This window comes from Rossellomorea oryzaecorticis (genome assembly GCF_045897515.1).
Lineage (GTDB): Bacteria > Bacillota > Bacilli > Bacillales > Bacillaceae_B > Rossellomorea > Rossellomorea enclensis.
Genome location: NZ_JBJOSA010000034.1, coordinates 12,774 through 31,544 on the forward strand (window position 1 = coordinate 12,774; position 18,771 = coordinate 31,544).

At 49.0% G+C, this 18,771-nt stretch carries 10 protein-coding genes; 6 read left to right on the forward strand and 4 right to left on the reverse strand.

Going from position 1 to position 18,771, the window contains the following annotated elements; genetic code table 11:
- Positions 1-362: 362 nt before the first annotated feature.
- Complete coding sequence (locus ACKA06_RS21035; RefSeq protein WP_411160581.1) at positions 363-1,106, reverse strand: MurR/RpiR family transcriptional regulator; 744 nt, start codon at positions 1,104-1,106, stop codon at positions 363-365.
- 189 nt (positions 1,107-1,295) lie between these two features.
- On the opposite strand from ACKA06_RS21035, the gene ACKA06_RS21040 reads away from it, so the two are divergent.
- The 6 genes from ACKA06_RS21040 (at position 1,296) to ACKA06_RS21065 (ending at position 14,051) form a co-directional block, all read left to right on the forward strand.
- The gene (locus ACKA06_RS21040) at positions 1,296-3,251 is read left to right on the forward strand and encodes a fructose-specific PTS transporter subunit EIIC (protein WP_411160582.1); all 1,956 of its coding nucleotides are present in this window, start codon (positions 1,296-1,298) and stop codon (positions 3,249-3,251) included.
- 144 nt (positions 3,252-3,395) lie between these two features.
- Positions 3,396-6,035: a glycoside hydrolase family 38 N-terminal domain-containing protein gene (locus ACKA06_RS21045; protein WP_411160583.1), complete on the forward strand. Its 2,640-nt coding sequence runs from the start codon at positions 3,396-3,398 to the stop codon at positions 6,033-6,035.
- A gap of 631 nt (positions 6,036-6,666) precedes the next feature.
- Complete coding sequence (locus tag ACKA06_RS21050; RefSeq protein ID WP_411160584.1) at positions 6,667-8,355, forward strand: alpha-amylase family glycosyl hydrolase; 1,689 nt, start codon at positions 6,667-6,669, stop codon at positions 8,353-8,355.
- Positions 8,356-8,456: 101 nt separating this feature from the next.
- Complete coding sequence (locus ACKA06_RS21055; protein ID WP_411160585.1) at positions 8,457-9,581, forward strand: glycerate kinase family protein; 1,125 nt, start codon at positions 8,457-8,459, stop codon at positions 9,579-9,581.
- 455 nt (positions 9,582-10,036) lie between these two features.
- Entirely contained in the window at positions 10,037-11,965 is a 1,929-nt protein-coding gene (locus tag ACKA06_RS21060; protein WP_411160586.1) for a BglG family transcription antiterminator, read from the forward strand.
- 130 nt (positions 11,966-12,095) lie between these two features.
- Positions 12,096-14,051 carry a fructose-specific PTS transporter subunit EIIC gene (locus tag ACKA06_RS21065; RefSeq protein WP_411160587.1) on the forward strand — a complete coding sequence of 652 codons (1,956 nt, stop codon included), beginning with the start codon at positions 12,096-12,098 and terminating at the stop codon, positions 14,049-14,051.
- 76 nt (positions 14,052-14,127) lie between these two features.
- On the opposite strand, the gene ACKA06_RS21070 is transcribed toward ACKA06_RS21065, so the two are convergent.
- The 3 genes from ACKA06_RS21070 to ACKA06_RS21080 form a co-directional block, all read right to left on the reverse strand.
- Positions 14,128-15,618, reverse strand: a complete 1,491-nt coding sequence (locus ACKA06_RS21070) for a glycoside hydrolase family 32 protein (protein ID WP_411160588.1) — start codon at positions 15,616-15,618, stop codon at positions 14,128-14,130.
- Positions 15,619-16,027: 409 nt separating this feature from the next.
- Positions 16,028-17,419 carry a sucrose-specific PTS transporter subunit IIBC gene (locus tag ACKA06_RS21075; protein ID WP_214872203.1) on the reverse strand — a complete coding sequence of 464 codons (1,392 nt, stop codon included), beginning with the start codon at positions 17,417-17,419 and terminating at the stop codon, positions 16,028-16,030.
- 238 nt (positions 17,420-17,657) lie between these two features.
- Complete coding sequence (locus ACKA06_RS21080; protein ID WP_214872202.1) at positions 17,658-18,647, reverse strand: LacI family DNA-binding transcriptional regulator; 990 nt, start codon at positions 18,645-18,647, stop codon at positions 17,658-17,660.
- Positions 18,648-18,771: the final 124 nt, after the last annotated feature.

An 18,771-nucleotide genomic window follows, 5' to 3' on the forward strand; every position in this document is an offset into this window, starting at 1 on the left:
TTAGAGCGGGACAGTGGTCGGTACTGTACCTAATCCTGTAATGGAAATTCTACATGAAGGGCACAATTAATCATTTGAAGGGCGTAATTAGTTCGAAGAAAGGCGCAATTATTTTCTAAAGGGCCTATTAAATCGTCGGAGAGGCACAATCACGAAAGGGAAAGGCACAATTTTCTTTATGACCGCTTTTTTATTATAAACACGTCCCTAAATAGATGTTTCTAAGCTCAATCCTATCAAACAAACCGCAACAGTAAGTGGATTCATGAAGAAAATCGAGCAAAAACAAAGGAGGGAACAGGTACCGTGTTTCACCGTAAAAAAATGGGACAAGGTACCTGTCCCTCCGTCCCATCCAACGCTCACTTCATTACCGTCTTCAAATAAACCTCAAAAATCAAATCGATCAGCACGACGATTGTTGAACGCGGTGTCAAATCATACCCGGCGAATTGTACTCTTTGAACATCGGCACTGATGGAATTACGGGTAATCTTCGCCAGCGTGCTGTCCGCAGAGTTGGTGATGGCGAGGGAATCGGCGTTCTTGTAGCGGATCTTCTCGGCCGCCCCGACGATCGTTTTCGTCTCGCCGCTGGAAGAAATGAAGACGATCAGGTCATTCGGCTGCACCATATTCGGAAGCAGGTCGATGATATGAGATTCGTACACATACGAAGTCGGCTTATTCACCTGCATGAACAGCTTGCTGAAGTATTCCCCGACCATCTTGGTCAAACCGACCGACACAATCATCACTCGGCCGGCGCGCTCGATCTGATCGCTGATTTTCTCAAGCTCCTCGACCCGCAACGATGACAGCGTCCGTCCCATGTCCTGGCTGTAGCGGTCGAGCATATTTTCGGCCGGCCCGACGTTTTCATCGATGCTTTTCAGGACAAACTTAAACTCAGAGAAACCTTCAAGCCCGAGCTTCCGGCACATCCGCACAATCGTGGTCGTGCTCACGCTGTTGCTGTCGGCCATCGCGGTGAGCGACTGATTTTTTGCCGTATCCAGATGTTCCTCGACGTAAAATAATACATGCTTTTCCGCATGCGTCAGTTCCCCTATGCTTGATGCGAACCGATCCAATACCTTCCCCATAAGAATGCTCCTTTATAAACCGTTCATTGTCATTACATCCATTATACCCAATCAGAAACATGACAAGGCTTTCATTCTGTACAATTATACTTTTTATGTACCGTTTCGACAAGATTCGCTATGTTATAACTAGATTGTAAGGGATTTCATAAATATCATTCATTTTTAAAATAGAGAGGTGAACCTCACATGGAACTAAGAAAAATGACAGATGAACAGCTTATCATGTTTGACGTCGATTCAACATCAAAACACGAGATCCTCGAGAAACTCGCCGGGGCACTCCATGAAAAAGACATACTTACTTCCAAGGAAGATTTTTTGAAAGCGGTTTTAGAGAGGGAACAGATTTCCCCGACCGGACTTGAAGCGGGGCTTGCGATCCCACATGGGAAAAGCCCTTCCGTCAAGAAAGCGGCGTTCGCCGTAGCAAGGCTCAAAAATGGAATCGATACGTGGGAAAGCATCGACCCGAATAACAAGGTCCAGCTCGTATTCCTGCTGGCGATCCCGGATGCCGAAGCTGGCTCGACCCACCTGAGCGTCCTGTCCGAACTTAGCACAAGGCTAATGGACAAGGCGTACATCGACAACCTAATGAACGCAGCGACACCGGCGGAATTCCTGGCAGCCCTCGACCGCAGGGAAACCGCGGTGGAAGAACCTCAGGAATATACCAAAACGGTCCTTGCCATCACGGCATGTGCAGCGGGCATCGCCCACACATATATGTCCGCCGAGGCCCTTGAAAAAGCCGGCCGCGAAATGGGCATCCGTGTCATCACCGAAAAACAGGGTGCGAACGGGATTGAAGATGCCCATAAAGGAGCAATTTTAAAAGAAGCCGATGCGGTCGTATTCGCAACCGACATCGCGCCTAAAAATAAAGAACGTTTCGCAGGCAAGCCATATGTACAGACGCGTGTGGCCGAGCCGCTTAAGAACGCAAAAGACATCCTGAACCGCGCATTGACTAACCCGGACGGAACTGTCGCGGGTGACGAAAACGAAGAAGACATGACAGCCACGTCCGGCAACAAGCAGGGTCTACTCGCCGAAATGACGCAGGCCGTCATGACGGGTATCTCGTACATGATCCCGGTCCTCGTCGCGGCAGGACTCATGATGGGGATCGCGAAACTCGCGGCAATGCCGTTCGGACTCGTCGATCAAATCCATGACATCAAATATGCGACCCACTCGAACGAACTGTTCGTCATCCTGCACCACCTCGATAAATTCGGGGGCATGATCTTCAAGTTCATGTATCCGATCTTCGGTGCATTCGTCGCCTATTCTATAGCCGACCGCGTCGGGCTCGTCTCCGGTTTCATCGGAGGGGTATTCGCTGCAGGACTTCACTACACATTCTGGGGAGTCGAAGGCGGGATCCCGTCCGGATTCCTGGGCGCATTGATCCTTGGACTCACGGCCGGTTATGTTTCGAAATTTTTAAATGAAAAAATCAAGCTCAACAAAAACCTGATCGCCATGAAGCCGATGCTCATCATCCCGGCGATCTCGGTTCTGACCATATTCTTCTTGAACTTCTATATCGTCGATCCTGTTTTCGGAGGATTGAATGCATTACTGAGTGATTGGATCACGGCTGCACAGGGTGCAGGAAACGTCGTACTGGCAAGTATCATCGCCGCCGCGACAGCCTTTGACCTCGGCGGACCGATCAACAAAGCAGCAGGCGCCATCGCAATCGGCTTGGCTGCAGACCAGATTTATCCGCTGACAGCGCGCGTACTGGCCATCGTCATCCCGCCGATCGGGCTTGGCCTGGCAACGGTCATCGACAAATACGTCGTCGGCCGCCGCGTATTCGACGCCAACCTGCGCGTCGCAGGAAATACATCACTGCTGCTTGGCTTCATCGCCATCAGTGAAGGGGCAATTCCATTCATGCTCCGCAACCCGCTGATCACGATCCCGATCAACATCATCGGCGCGATCCTCGGCTCAGTCACAGCAGTACTCCTAGGTGCCGTCCAATGGTATCCGCTTCCGGCTGTATGGGGATGGCCGCTCGTGGATAACCTCTGGGCATACCTGATCGGACTTGTCGTAGGTGCAGGCTTCATCGCCTTTGCGAACATCTTCATCCGATTTGCCATTTTGAAAAAAAATGAACGATGACAGGGGCTGCGCGTGGACTTGGCTGGACTTCCGGTCCGACCGCCGCGTATGGCCATTGTCACAAATATAGTTGAAAAAACATAAAAGGGGGCCAGGGTCGAGTTTTTGACCTGGACTCCTTTATCTATTATTGGAGGGAACATCATGAAGAAACGTGTCTACGTCGTACCGCACTCCCACTGGGATCGCGAATGGTATTTTACAATAGAAGATTCAAACGTCCTGCTCGCGGAAAACCTCGATCATCTTCTGGACGTCCTTGAAAAAGATGAAGACTACACAGGCTATGTGTTCGATGCGCAGGCAAGCATCATCGAGGAATATCTGAAGGTCCGCCCGGAAAACCGGGACCGTTTGAAGCAGCTGGTGGAGGCGAAGCGGATTTTCATCGGGCCATGGTACACACAGACCGATTCGCTATTGGTGAATAAGGAATCGATCATCCGCAACCTGTTGTACGGAACGAAGATATCGGGCAGCTTCGGCCACAGCATGAACTGCGGCTACCTCCCGGATATTTTCGGTCAGAACCAGTACCTGCCGTCAATTTTTAAAGGATTCGGCATCGACAACAGCGTGCTGCAGCGCGGAATCTATACGGACCAGCTGCAAGGCGACCTTAACTTCACATGGAAATCCCCTGACGGCGAAACCGTGGATGCAAATAACATCTACTTCGGCTACGGGCCGGGGAAATTCCTTGAAGCAACGGAAGAGTATAAAAAAGAGCGGCTGTTCCCAATTTTGGAGAAACTGGCTGAAATGAATACGAATACAGATAACCTGTTATTGCCTGCCGGCGGGGACCAGGTCCTTGTACGCGAGCATTTTCCTGAAACGATCAAGAAATTGAACGAAGATTCTTCTGAGTACGAGTTTGTGTTGTCCGATTATGAAACGTTCATGAAGGAAACTTGGGAAGACGGTGCCGGGTTTTCGAATGTAATTGAAGGCGAAATGACGGCTACCCAGAAGTCCCGGATCCACAACACGATCCGTTCGCAGCGCTATGATATCAAGAAACTGAATTACGAAGTGGAACATAAAATCCTGAACGTCCTTGAACCGCTTGCGGTCATCGGCCAGTCACTCGGATTCCGCTACCCGCAGGCATGGCTCGACGGCATGTGGAAGCAATTATTCGATGTCCACGCCCACGACAGCATCGGCGGCTGCAACTCCGATGACACAAACCGCGATATTGTGCACCGACTCGAGAAAGTGAACCGTATCGCGGACGGGCTGCTGAATATCTTGAAGAAGCAGATGACGGAAGCCGTCAGCCGTCGGATTGGTCAGGATAATGTGTTTGTTTTCTTTAATCCGAATGCTAGCGTGTTTGCCGGTTCGGTTGAGGCTGTATTGTTTACGAAGTCCAGTCATTTTAAGGTTTGCGGTCTGGATGGATCCGAGGTGGCTGTTGAAGCAGTCGACCAGGAATACATCAGCGGCGGAAAGAAAATCGTCGTGACTGCTGAAGGCGAGAAGCAGGTCGAGGTTCCGGGTTATTACCGTACGGTGGTGATGGCTGATGTGAAGGATGTTCCTGCGCTTGGTTACCGGACGTATTTGGTAGAGGAAGTGGAAGACGGTTTGCGGAAGCTTTCGGAAGATGATGCGAAGACTTCGATTGAGAACGACCACGTGAAAGTGGAGTTTGTGGATGGGAATGTGACGCTGACTCAGAAAGAGACGGGGATCGAGATTCCTGGATTGCTGCGTTTTGAAAATGTGGCGGATGCCGGAGATTCTTATGACTTCTCACCGCTTGAGGGTGACGAGCCGATTTTCCTTGAAAAAGGTGAATTGTTGTCTGTTGAGACTGGGGCGCTGTCCGGGAAAATGATAATCAAGCATGAAGCTCTTGTTCCTGCGAATCTTGAAGATCGCCAGGCAGAGGTTAATTCTGAATCATTGGTGATTGTCACGACATTGGAGTTGCGTAAAGATGAGAAAGTCGTGCGCGTCCAGCATACGATTGACAACTTGGTCGAGGACCACCGTGTACGGGTACTATTAAATACGGGAGTGGCCGATCCTGCGTCGTCATTTGCCGATCAAGGCTTCGGTTTGATCGAACGCAGCGTGGAAAATCCTTATATGAAGGATTGGAAAGAGAACGGATTTGCAGAAGCGCCGGTGCCGATTTATTCGTTGGAGAACTTTGCAGGCATATCAGAAGATGGCGTAACATTTGCAGCCATCACCCGCGGCATCAAGGAATATCAAGTCGTAGGCGGCTCATTGGCACTGACCCTGTTCAGAAGCGTCGGTCTGTTGGGAAGAGACGACCTGGCATGGCGCCCGGGCCGCGCGTCGGGCATCAACAACAAAGTCGTATACACGCCTGATGCCCAGATGAAGCAGAAGATGGTGTTTGAATACGGGGTTTACGTTGGATCCGATGAGCCTGAGGTTTTGTTCGCTGAAACCGATCACTTTGTCGGCCGCCATGTATCTTACCAGAAGCAGAGTTTGAACACATTTGAAGAACGCCTGGAGCGTTTTGAAATCCCATATCCGGTTGCAGAACTCGAGGATTCGGTGTCGTTGCTTCGTATCGTAGACAACCCTGCAATCGTGATGAGCAGCTGCAAACGTGCATACGACGATACTTCGGTCATTGTCCGATTCTTCAATCCGACCGACATAGTCCAGGGGTTTGAGCTGGACAGTGTGTATGACTCAGTAGCGGTAGTTAATTTAGCCGAAGAAGTACTTGCTGGAGCGGGGAGTGAACTTGAGATTAAACCTAAGGGACATTTGACGTTGAAACTGTCTTAATGTGAGCCAGGGGGACAGGTACAGTTACCCAAAAACGAGCTATGGGATGAACAGGGTTTAGGTAGTAGGGTGCTGGACCTGTTCCAGCGTCCCACCCCCTGCCAAATAAAGAATTTTAGACAAGTGGCTCAATTACCGGGTGAAGTGGCGCAATTAATTTGAAAGTTGCGCAGTTATCCGGAAAGAGGCGCAATTATTTCAGAACTGGCGCAATTATCCTGGAAAGCGGCGCAATCCAGTGGCCGAGACTGTGTCTCATACTGAATTTAACCCCTTTCTTTAGAGTTAAAAAGCGGGTTTGACAAATTAATATTAAAAAAATAAGGTTAATCGGTGTTTCTCAATGAGAAAAGCTGGATCCAGGGATGGAATCCTTAATAGGAGACACTGTCCCATCGTCGAATAAAGAAAATCCGACATGAAGGGCACAATTAATAGTTTGAAGGGTGCAATTAGTCCGAGGAGAGGCACAAATAAATTTTTAAGGTCCTAATAAACCGGGTGAGAGGCCCAATTATCGCTGGGAAAGGCATAATTGTCTTTAAGACCGCTTTTTTGATGAAAACCAAGTCCCTAAATAAAGGGTTCCCACCCCAAGTTGATCCAACAAACTTCAAAAGAAGGTGAAACCATGTCAAAAAACGAACTAATAACTAACATAGAAACCAGACTCAAAGCCATTTACGGCGAAGAGTATAACGAAGAATATCTAACAAGCTTCACAGAGCTGCTGGAAAAATGGAGCAGCCATACCTTCGAAAAAACAGCAACGGTCTCAGAAGAAAATGTCTACCTGATCACATACGGCGACAGCATCTACGAAGAAGGAAAACCGACGCTTGAGTCGCTGCGCTCATTTTTAAACGAAAAAGTGAAGGGTACCGTCACGGATGTCCACCTGCTGCCGATGTTTCCATATACTTCGGATGATGGTTTTTCGGTCGTTGATTATCGGGAGGTTGATTCAAAACTTGGTGACTGGAAGAACATCGAGAATCTTTCTGAAGATTACCGCCTTATGTTCGATTTCGTAGCCAATCACATTTCGAAATCCAGCGAGTGGTTCCAGGGATATTTGAATAGAGATGAAAAATATAAAAACTACTTTATCCCGAAAGATGACTCGTTCGATGCTAGTGAAGTGGTTCGTCCGCGGACGTCGCCGCTTCATCATGAGTACGAAGGGAAAGGCGGCGTGAAAACGGCCTGGACCACATTCAGTGAAGACCAGGTTGACGTCAATTTCCGCCATTTCCCGGTGCTCGTCGAGATGACGGACATCCTGTTGGAGTACGTTAGCAAAGGCGGAACAAGCATCCGGCTCGATGCGATCGGCTTCATCTGGAAGGAGTCTGGCACGACGTCGATCCACCTTCCGCAGGCTCATGAAATCATCAAGCTTTGGAGGGATGTTGTCGACTTTTTCAAACCGAATACACAAATCATTACAGAGACCAATGTGCCTCATAAAGAAAATATCAGCTATTTCGGCGACGGCACCGATGAAGCGAATATGGTGTATCAATTCTCGCTTCCTCCGCTCGTACTGCATTCGTTGACCACCCATAATGGTGCCAAGCTGACGGAATGGGCGAAGACAATTGATACGGTTTCGGATACGGCGACTTATTTTAATTTCCTGGCAAGTCATGACGGAATCGGCATGCGTCCGACGGAAGGCATCCTGACCGAGGATGAAAAGCAGATGCTTGTTGAAAAAGTTAAGGAAAACGGCGGCCGTGTGTCGTATAAAGCCAATAGTGACGGCAGTCAGTCCGTTTACGAACTGAATATTAATTATTCTGATGCGCTTGTGAATAAGGGTGAGGATACGACTGAGGAGATGGAAGTGGCAAAAATGCTTGCTGCCCACTCAATACTCTTGTCATTCGTCGGTGTTCCGGCGATTTACTATCATTCACTGCTCGGTTCCAAGAATTACGAAGCCGGGGTGGAAGAGTCAGGCATCAACCGCCGGATCAACCGCGAGAAGCTTGAACTCGGAACCATTCTGGAAGAATTGGAAACAGACTCCCGCCGGAAAGGGATCTTCGGAGGACTGCAGAACATGATCGCAATCCGCCAAAAGGAATCTGCGTTTTCTCCTTATGCGGGGCAGGAAGTGCTGGAGTTAGGTGAGAACTTGTTCGGCTTGAAGCGTGTGAATGACGAAACGGGTGAAGAGGTTACATTTGTTGTGAACCTTGATTCCCGTAAAGCCGAAGTTGAACTTCCGGTAGAAGGAACCGACTTAATGAGTGGAAAAGAATTGAACGGCAAGGTTGAATTGAAACCTTACCAGTTTGTGTGGATTAAATAAAGAAATGGGACGCGGGGACAGGTACACTGTCCCACTGCCTATTTTCAAGTTGGATTTTGGGACACGGTACCTGTCCCTCTGTCCCTTAGGAGTGTGTGAAGATGAAGTTTTTGATTGCGGCTGATTCGTTTAAGGATTCGCTTTCGGCGTTTGAGGTCGGGGAAGCGGCGCGGGACGGGATTCTGGCGGCGCTGCCAGATGCACAAATAGAGAATTCCCCGATGGCGGACGGCGGGGAAGGAACGATTGATGCGCTTCTTGCCGGGATGGCCGGTGAGGAAAGGGAAATTTCCGTTCATGATCCGCTTATGAATGTTATCATAGCCCGCTATGCTGTATTGAATGAGGATACTGTTTTTATTGAAAGTGCACGGAGCAGCGGTCTTCCTCTTGTTCCTTTTAACCTCAGGAATCCAATGAACACCAACACATACGGTCTGGGTGAGCAGATCAAGAATGCCGTCGAGAGCGGCTACCGCACTATTGTCATTTCGCTTGGTGGAAGCGCCACGAATGACGGCGGGGTTGGGATGCTACAGGGACTTGGGTGGAAGTTTTATGATAATGATGGCAATCTCCTCGGTAATGAAGGAAACCCGTTACTGAAGGTGGCTTCATTCACGGATGAGGATCGTATCCCAGAGCTGGAACAGTGCTCTTTCACCATCGCCAGCGATGTCACCAACCCATTCTTCGGAAAAAACGGAGCAGCCCATATTTTCGCCAGGCAAAAAGGTGCCAAAGACGAGGATATCGTTGAGTTGGATGCGGCCCTCCGGAATCTGGCCGGAATTTTCAATAGTAAGTACGGTCTCGACCTCCAATCCGTCGAAGGCTCCGGTGCAGCCGGCGGCCTCGGCGGTGCTATCGTGGCCGGGTTGAAAGGCAAGCTTCAATCAGGTGTTGAAACAATCGCCGGACTGACCGGCCTGGAAGAAAAGGTCGCATCAGCCGACGTGATCTTCACCGGGGAAGGCAGCCTCGACAGCCAGTCCCTCATGGGCAAGGTTCCTGTCGGGGTTGCGAAACTCGCGAAGAAGCATGGCAAGAAAGTGATCGGAATTGCCGGCCGTGTGGATACGGATTTGAAAGAAGTCAATCAGTATCTGGATGCGGTGTTCTCCATTCAGACCGAGTGCCGGACGCTTGAGGAGGCTCTTACTAAAGAGGTCTCCGGTGAGCAGGTGCGTACCACGGTAGAACAGATTGTGAGATTGATCAAATAGAAGTGTGAGGGGCAGGTATTGCGGCTTTGGGCCGCGGTACCTGTCTTTTTGTATTCAGAAAGGAAGTCACGTTGCCAAGCCCCATGGTTTCTGTCCCTAATAATTGAATCACCACCCCCACTTCTATATACTTTCCTTAAAAGAACTATTCGAGGTGAAAAGCATGACTGATGAAATAGCCTTAAAAAGATGGAAAGCACTAGAACCGGAGCTTAGAAAGAAGCTTGAATCGAATGTTTACTGTGGGAAATGCGGTGTGACGACAATCGTTGACTATGACCCAGTTCACATTAAAGGGATATTGTGAGGAATGTAATGGACCGGTGGTAAGAGTGGTCGAGTAGAGGGGACAAGTAACACTTTACCTGTACCTATAGTTCTGGCCGATCAGAAGGAAAAAGATATGGAATTGGGTCGCGGTACCTGTCCCCGTGGCTCGTAAAGTAGGTGTAATTATGAATGATAGACAGCAGGAAATGGTGGGCATTCTTTTGCGTCATTCTAATCGGTTTTTGCTTGTGAAGGACATCACGGAGGAATTGGATTGTTCTGAGAAGACGGTGAGGAATGATTTGAAAGTGATTGAAGCGGGGCTGAAGCCGTATTCTTCAGCGGCACTGGTGAGGAAGCCGGGGCTGGGTGTCTGCCTGGAAGTGGATGAAAACGATAAGAGTCAAATTTATCGTGATCTTTATATAAGCGGGACAAAAGAAAACCGCATGGAAGATGAGGACAGGCTGCTCGAGATTGCCTTTGATTTGCTGATGAGCCCGAGGGCCGTTACGGTTGGGGAACTTGCGGCTGAATTTTATGTCAGCAAGTCTGTTATAAAAAAAGATCTGGATCTGCTTGGAAACTGGCTGAGTTCATTTGATCTGACTATGGGGACGAAACAGAGGATCGGACTGACGCTTGAGGGGACGGAAAGGGATAAGCGTTCGGCCTTGTCCCGCCTGCATGAGCTTGTGAACGCAAATATGCCAGACAATGATTTTATTAAAAATCAGTTCTCTCCTCATGAAGTCACTTCAATCACTGCCTGGATGAGGGATCTTCAAAAGAAATATGCCCTTTCTTTCACGGATGATTCCTTTGAACGGATCGTTATACACACGCTGCTGATGTTGAAGCGGACTAAGCTCCAGCAGTTTATTGCGATGCCGGAGGAAGAAATTGCATCTCTAAAAGGTCATAAAGAATACCGTTGGGCCGGTGAATTACTTGAGAGGATGGAGACGGGTTTTTCCATCCGTTTTCCGGATTCGGAGCGGGCTTATCTGACGCTGCACTTCCTTGGCGGGAAATTCTTACAGAGAAATAGTGTGGAGTCAGACGACAGTGACGAACTTCTTTCAAAGGTCATTACGGCCATGGTCACTTCTTTATCTCGAACGCATGAGGTTGATTTTAAAAATGATGAAGAATTGTTGGAGGGACTGCGCGTCCATCTCCATTCCACCCTCAACCGGCTGAAGCACGGGCTGCCGGTTTCGAATGTGATGCTTCAGGAAATCAAAAAGATGTATCCTTATCTCTTTGATCAAATCCTTTTCGCAATAGATGAGATGAACCAAACACTGCCTCTGGAGATACCTGAAGAGGAAGCGGCTTATCTAACCCTGCATTTCCAGGCGTCATTGGAGAGGCTCAAGAATAAACATCTCGCCGTGAAAAAAGCGGTTATCGTCTGCCATATGGGAATCGGGATGTCACAACTGCTGAGGACGAAGGTGGAGCGGAAATTCCAGACGGTGCAGGTGGACGACTGCATTGCACATTCTGAATTGCAGGCCTTCTTGAAGCGGCACGAAGTTGATTTTATCATCAGCACAATCTCGCTGGAAGTTGTAGAGAAGCCTCATATTGTGGTGTCTCCCTTATTTGATAAGACCGATGAAGAACGACTTGCTGAAATGATCAGTCAGCTCGGAAAAACGCCGCGATCAAGCGAAAACTCAATGATATTAAGCTACACTGACCCGTTTCTGGTTTTCCCTCACCTCCAGGAAACAAATAAATATGAAATCATCAAAAAGCTGTCACTGGACCTTTTTAAAAAGGGATATGTGGAAAAAGAGTACACGGAAAGCGCAATGATTAGGGAACGAATGGCGGCTACGACAGTGGGATCCGGGATTGCAATACCGCACGGAAATCCCAAGTATATCAGGCAGTCCGTCATTGCCATCGCGACCCTGCCGGAACCGGTTGAATGGGGAGCGGAGAAAGCGTCACTGGTCTTCCTGCTGGCCGTCCGCGATGATAAGCAGGAAAAGGTGAAGCAGCTGTTTCGGGAGATTTCGCTGTTAAGTGAAGACCCGGACCGCATCCAAGCTCTTTTAAAAGAGAAAGATCGGATGCAGCTTCTCTCAAAATTCAAGTGAAAACAGGGTTTACAGGCCCTGTTTTTTATTTTTGCCATTTTACCGCAGCCTCCGGTAAAAGTTGCTCCTTTTTAACTGATAATCAAGCGTTATAGTAAATGTAAGCGATTACGAAAAAGGAGAGACAGAGATGAAAATTTTAGCCATTACATCATGTCCAAACGGTATCGCCCACACTTATATGGCTGCTGAAAACCTTGAGAAAGCAGCAAAAGAGATGGGCGTCCAGTTAAAAGTCGAAACCCAGGGATCGATCGGGGTGGAGAACGAATTTTCAAAGAAAGACATTGAAGAAGCGGACGGCATCATCATTGCCGCCGATAAAACAGTCAATAAAGACCGGTTCCACGGGAAGAAATTGCTCGTGGCCGGAGTACAGGACGGGATCCGCAAGCCCGAGCAGCTGATCAAGAAAGTGATGAGCGGCGATGTGCCTGTCCATCATTCGAGTTCTGCAGAAACGGCGGACAAGAGTGAGAAGAAGGAGAACCCGATCTACCGCCACTTGATGAACGGGGTTTCCTATATGGTTCCGTTCATCGTTGTCGGCGGATTGCTGATCGCCGTGGCGTTGACCCTTGGAGGCGAGAAGACGCCGGGCGGACTCGCCATTCCTGACGACTCGTTCTGGAAAAGCATCGAAGCGATCGGCGGGGCTTCCTTTACCTTCATGGTGCCTATCCTTGCCGGATTCATTGCCTACAGTATCGCGGACAGGCCGGGGCTGGCACCTGGTGTAGTCGGCGGTTATATCGCGGCGAATGGAAGTTTTTACAATAGTGAAGCAGGGGCTGGATTCATCGGCGGAATCATCGCCGGTTTCCTTGCAGGTTATGTTGCTCTATATACTAAGAAAATTAAGGTACCGAAGGCGCTTCAGCCGATCATGCCGATCATCATCATCCCGGTGCTCGCATCGCTGATCGTCGGACTCGCCTTTGTATTCTTGATCGGGGCTCCCGTAGCCGGTGTATTCACCGTGCTGACAGACTGGCTCGCCGGCATGCAGGGGACAAGCTCGATTCTGCTGGCGCTCATCCTTGGAGCGATGATTTCCTTCGATATGGGAGGACCGGTCAACAAGGTAGCCTTCCTATTCGGTTCTGCTATGATCGGAGAAGGAAACTACGAAATCATGGGGCCGATCGCGGCTGCCATCTGTATCCCACCGATCGGTCTTGGACTTGCGACCTTCATCGGTAAAAAGAAATTCCAGGCCGCTGAACGGGAAACAGGAAAAGCATCGTTTACGATGGGGCTGTTCGGCATAACAGAGGGAGCGATCCCGTTTGCCGCCCAGGATCCTCTGCGAGTGATCCCAAGCATCATGGTCGGGTCGATGACAGGTTCCGTCATTGCCATGCTTGGCCATGTAGGGGACAGGGTCGCCCATGGGGGACCGATTGTCGCTGTTCTTGGAGCGGTCGATAATGTGCTGATGTTCTTTGTTGCTGTAATTGTTGGTTCACTCGTGACGGCCGTAGTGGTGAATATGTTGAAGAAGGATGTTCATGAAGAAGGAGCTTTGGCCGGAGCAGGAAGTGCTGAAGAAAGTATAGAGAATCAGGATACTCAGCCTGAAGCGGTTGAGGAAGAAGTCGATAGGACAGTTACAGAAGTAAGTGAAATTAATAAACTGACAGACATCACAAACCTGGATTTGATCAACATTGATCTCGAGGGAACGTCCCGCGATGATGTCATCGACGAAATGATCCAGCTGCTGAATCAAACAGGCAGCATCACTTCGGCCGCCGCATTCAAAGAAGCCATCCTGAACCGTGAAAAAGAAAGCACAACCGGAATCGGCATGAACATAGCCATTCCGCACGGCAAGTCCGACGCTGTCACAAAACCAAGCGTCGTCTTCGGAATCAAGAGGGACGGAGTGGACTGGAACAGCCTCGACGGCTCCGATGCGAAACTGATCTTTATGATTGCCGTTCCTAAAGAGAGTGAAGGGAATGAGCATTTGAAAATCCTTCAGCTGCTGTCACGCCAGTTGATGGATGGGGAGTATCGTGAGAAGCTGTTGAAAGTTAATACTAAGGAAGAAGCGTATCATCTTTTAGAAGAAATCAAATAAATCATCAAAGCCCGTCCCTGACGAAAAAGGGACGGGCTTTGATGTGGAAAGGGGATAAGAACCTGTCCCTAAATCCCTACAATGAGTTCCTGCAACTCATCGGGTAGCTTTTATAATTTACATTCATTTTACCATCAGCAACCACATTGATCCCAGTTGATTCTTTATGAGGGAAGACCCGCGAAGTGAATACCAACTCCCCACCGTTGATGAAAATCTCTACGATGCTGCGGTCAACAAAAATCTGCATATCAACTTTGTCGCCGATTTCAAGTTTTGAGCTTCTTTCAAAGCCATACTCTCCGCCGAATGTTTCCGCGAAATTCTCCCGGTTCAAGGTTACGGTCTGCTCGGAGCGGTTGAACTCCAGCACAAGCCCCTCGGTTTCAGAAGAGAAAAGCCTCAAACCGAAAATCTCGGATTCTATTGATTCCAATGAAAGTTCAAGCTCATATTGATAAGAGGCTGCACCGATTTCTGTGCTTCCTTGAGACAGGCTGAACTCGCCTTTCGCTGGCTCCGCTCGAAGTTTCTCAAGCTCCCTTGCCGGCTTCTGAATCAGCCTGCCGTCAACAATATCAAGCTTACGCGGAATCGTCAGGCAGTGCGCCCAGCCTTCCTTGTCTGAAGGATAATCCATCTCGCCCATGCCGGCCCAGCCGAATAGGAGGCGCTCCTTGTTTTTTCCTTCAAAGGTCTGAGGGGCATAAAAATCGAAGCCTTTGTCCAGTTCATGGTGGCTTTCGACCTTGAACGTGAGGTTTTCGATGTCCAGTTCACCAAGAACATAGATGACATTATAGAGGTTCTGATAGGCATGTTCCTCGGGCTCAAGCCCCTGGGGTGAAACCACGAGTACATCCTGCCCGTTCAATTCAAAATAGTCGGGGCACTCGAGCATGTAGCAGGTGTCCGGCAGATTCAAATCCAGATCCAGTTCGCCTTTAAACGACCAGTCACGCGCATTGCTTGATTCGTAGACAATGATGGCACCGGTCAGGTTGGAACGCTGGGCTCCGAGCAGCATATAATAGGTGTCATTTTTCTTGAACACTTTCGGATCGCGGACATGTCCCGTATATCCTTCGGGAACACCCTCGATGATCGGGTTCTGCTCATATTTGCGGATCGCGCCATCCTTGTCCATGATGGCAAGGCACTGGTTCGCCGACCGTTCTTCGGCGCTGTATTTGATGTTGCCGGTATAGTAAAGATAGAGTTCTCCGTCGACTTCAATCGATGCCCCGGAATAAGCTCCGTGTGATTCGTAGTCTTCGACAGGGACGATTGCAGTGGGAAGCCTCTTCCAATCTATTAGATCTGTTGATTTCACGTGTGCCCAGTGCTTCATGCCATGAGTGGGACCGAACGGATACCATTGGTAAAAAACATGGAATTCGCCGTTGAAGTATGCAAGGCCGTTCGGATCGTTCATCAAGCCGTAGCCGGGGTGGATATGATACGCAGGCTTCCACGTTGAAGACGTAGATTTTGCCTGCAGTTGATCTAGTTCATTTTCTTTAGCATCGTTAATGGTGCGGTATTTTGGTTCGGTGTATCTATTCATGCTTGTCAAATTCCTTTCGTGAAAGAGATTTTCCCTTGCGCGGGAAGAATCGACGATAAGTGGATTTAGTTGAAAATATCAAATTGGTTTCGCTAATGAGGACTGGTTTTCGATATAAGGTTTAACGGTTTCGATAAAAGAACCCGGATTTTTGAAAATAAATCTTTTGATTTCGATAATAAAGTTTCGATTATCGATAATAAAAAGGATCATGGTCGTTCGGTGCCTGCCGGAAGTCCCTCAATTCAGTCTGGAAAGCCCTATGGCCACACCGAAACGCCTGATTCGTTCAAAGTTTTTACCGTAAAACTCAAAAAACCGGCCATATAACGCCAAAACCCACTCCCCTATTAAAGAAAAGCAGGCAAGTGAACCCCCACTAACCTGCTTCTATCAACTTTTAATACGATCAAGCTTCTTTTTTATCTGAGTATCCAAACATCCAAGTCAGCACGAATGCTACTGCGATCGCGACAACGTTGATCAGGATGTATTGAAGGATCTGCCCGTTCAGGTAGAGCAGCGTTCCCGGGATGACGGTGATGGCCATGCCCGTTGCTTTCAGTCCCATGATCGAAGCGAGGAATCCTCCGACTCCGCCCCCGATGAGTGCCATGACGAATGGCTTTCCGTAGCGCAGGTTCACCCCGAAAATGGCTGGTTCGGTGATGCCGAGGAATGCTGAAAGGGAAGACGGAAGCGCCAATGCTTTCAGTTTCTTGGACTTTGTTTTCAGGCCGACAGCCAGTGCCGCGCCGCCCTGTGCCGCAATCGAGCAGGTGATGATGGCGTTGTACGGGTTGTTTCCGTATTTCGCAAGCAGCTGGATTTCGAGCATATTAAAAATGTGATGGATTCCAGTGACGACGATGATCTGGTTGAGTCCACCAATCAGGAATCCGCTGATGCCGAATGGCCATTCAAGGACGGCGATCGTGCCGTTCAAAATGACGTTCTCTAAACTGTGGAAGACAGGTCCGATCACGAATAATGCCAGTGTGATCATGACAAGCAGTGTTAAAAACGGCGTGATGATTAAATCGAGAGCTTCAGGTGTGCGCTTGCGAATCTGCTTTTCCAATTTGGCCCCGAGGATCCCGGCGATGAAAGCAGGGAGGACGGAACCTTGATAACCGACGACAGGGATGAATCCGAAGAATTCAAGCGGCTGTACGTCTCCGCCTGCGACTCCCCATGCGTTCGGCAATGAAGGGCTGACGAGCATCAATCCAAGGACCATTCCGACAATCGGGGTCCCGCCGAACACCCTGAAGGTCGACCATGCGACCAGCGCAGGCAGGAAGATGAAGGCCGTGTCAGTCAGGATCTGAGTATATAATAGGAAGTTCTCGGAGATATCATCGGGCGTCATGCCGAAGAGTGCTAGTATCTGCTCCTGCATGACGAGTCCGCGAAGTCCCATGAAGAGACCTGTGGCAACGAGTACCGGGATGATCGGTACAAAAACGTCACCGAATGTGCGGATCGCCCGCTGGAACGCGCTGCCGCTTTTCACGGCTTCCTTCGACTGTTCCGCTTTCGTCGATCCGGCGATCCCCAGGTTCCTCACTTCTTCATAAATGCGGTTGACCGTTCCGGTACCGAGGATGACTTGGTATTGGCCGGAGTTGAAGAAGGCGCCTTTCACTTTATCCGTGTTTTCAACGGCTTCCTGGTCGATTTTTTCTTTGTCTTTCACCATGATTCGTAAGCGGGTGGCACAATGGGCGACAGACAGGATGTTATCTTCACCGCCGACACCGGCCAGGATTTCTTCTGCAATCTTTCTGTTCTCTGACATTGTTTCTCCTCCTTTGTTCATGTGTGTAATCGATTTCACATCGGTTGAAAATAAATGCATCGGCTAATTGAATGCCCATACATAGTAAATAGAATAATAGATATTGCTGGTGTGTAATCGATTTCACACCAGGTAAAAATAAAAGTACCGGTCTCAAGGATTCCAATACATAGTTAAAGTAGTAGTGTAATCGATTCCACATACGACATATCGTTATGAAATCGATTACATACTGAAATTATACACTACTTTTTTTGACGAGTCCATAGTCTAATACAATTTTACTCGCCGGGATTTTCTTTTGATTGATCATCGATAGGATCAGATTGGCTGCTTCCCGGCCGGCTTTGTTGTATTGAAAGTCTATAGTTGTGAGGGGCGGTGTCACATATTGGGACAACTCGGATGCTCCGACTCCTGCTAGTGCAATGTCCTCAGGGATTTTCAAGCCCTTTTCCTTCAGGTAGTTCATCGCCCCGATCGCGAGTCGGTCTGTCACGGCGAACACTGCAGTCGGGAGTGTGGTGGATGATTCCATGATGTTTTTCATTGCCTCGTAGCCTGATTCTACATCGAATACAGCGGTCTGGATCCAATGCTCTTTAATCGGTAGGCCGTGTTTCTCCATGGCGGCAAGATACCCTTTTTTCCTCATCAGCCCGACGGCACGGTCGGATTCGCTAACACCGATGAACGCCACTTTTTCATGACCTTTTTCGATAAGGTAATCAATCATTTCTCCTGTTGCCATGATTTCATTAAATACAACAGAAGGTGTGCCGGGCATATCCTGGCCGACGACCACAAACGGCACCTTCAGCTTCTGGATTTCTTCCACCAGCTGTTCGTTCGTATTGGTGGCAGACAGGACGATTCCTTCAACGTCCCTGCTTTTCAACAGTTTAAGGAACTCGATTTCCTTGCCGGCATCCAGATTCGAATTCGCCAGTAAGATCTGATAGCCTTCCTCAGCAAGCACCCGGTCGAGGCCGTTGACCATCCTGCTCGTCGTCTCGGATCCGAGCTTCGGCAGGATCACCCCGATTACCTTTGTCTTCTTCGTCCGCAGCGACTTTGCGTTCTCGCTTGGTATATACCCTGTTTCTTCTATTACTTTAAGAATCCTTTCTCTCGCTTCCTCGCTCACATACCCGGATTCATTCAGCATCCGCGAAACCGTCGCACTGGAAACATTCGCCCTCCTGGCCACTTCCTTAATCGTAATCACACAGCGTCCTCCTTGTGGTTTCTCTTGGGTTTATTTTACTTGATAGGAGAGGGGATTGAAAGAGTGAGCCGCGGGGACAGGTACAGTGACCCACTTCAGTCGTTCCAGTTTCAAACCGGGTCAG

Excerpts from the sequence above, each read along its gene's own strand:
- ACKA06_RS21035 (WP_411160581.1), bottom strand. The coding sequence starts at position 1,106 with ATGGGGAAGGTATTGGATCGGTTCGCATCAAGCATAGGGGAACTGACG.
- ACKA06_RS21040 (WP_411160582.1), top strand. The coding sequence starts at position 1,296 with ATGGAACTAAGAAAAATGACAGATGAACAGCTTATCATGTTTGACGTC.
- ACKA06_RS21045 (WP_411160583.1), top strand. The coding sequence starts at position 3,396 with ATGAAGAAACGTGTCTACGTCGTACCGCACTCCCACTGGGATCGCGAA.
- ACKA06_RS21050 (WP_411160584.1), top strand. The coding sequence starts at position 6,667 with ATGTCAAAAAACGAACTAATAACTAACATAGAAACCAGACTCAAAGCC.
- ACKA06_RS21055 (WP_411160585.1), top strand. The coding sequence starts at position 8,457 with ATGAAGTTTTTGATTGCGGCTGATTCGTTTAAGGATTCGCTTTCGGCG.
- ACKA06_RS21060 (WP_411160586.1), top strand. The coding sequence starts at position 10,037 with ATGAATGATAGACAGCAGGAAATGGTGGGCATTCTTTTGCGTCATTCT.
- ACKA06_RS21065 (WP_411160587.1), top strand. The coding sequence starts at position 12,096 with ATGAAAATTTTAGCCATTACATCATGTCCAAACGGTATCGCCCACACT.
- ACKA06_RS21070 (WP_411160588.1), bottom strand. The coding sequence starts at position 15,618 with ATGAATAGATACACCGAACCAAAATACCGCACCATTAACGATGCTAAA.
- ACKA06_RS21075 (WP_214872203.1), bottom strand. The coding sequence starts at position 17,419 with ATGTCAGAGAACAGAAAGATTGCAGAAGAAATCCTGGCCGGTGTCGGC.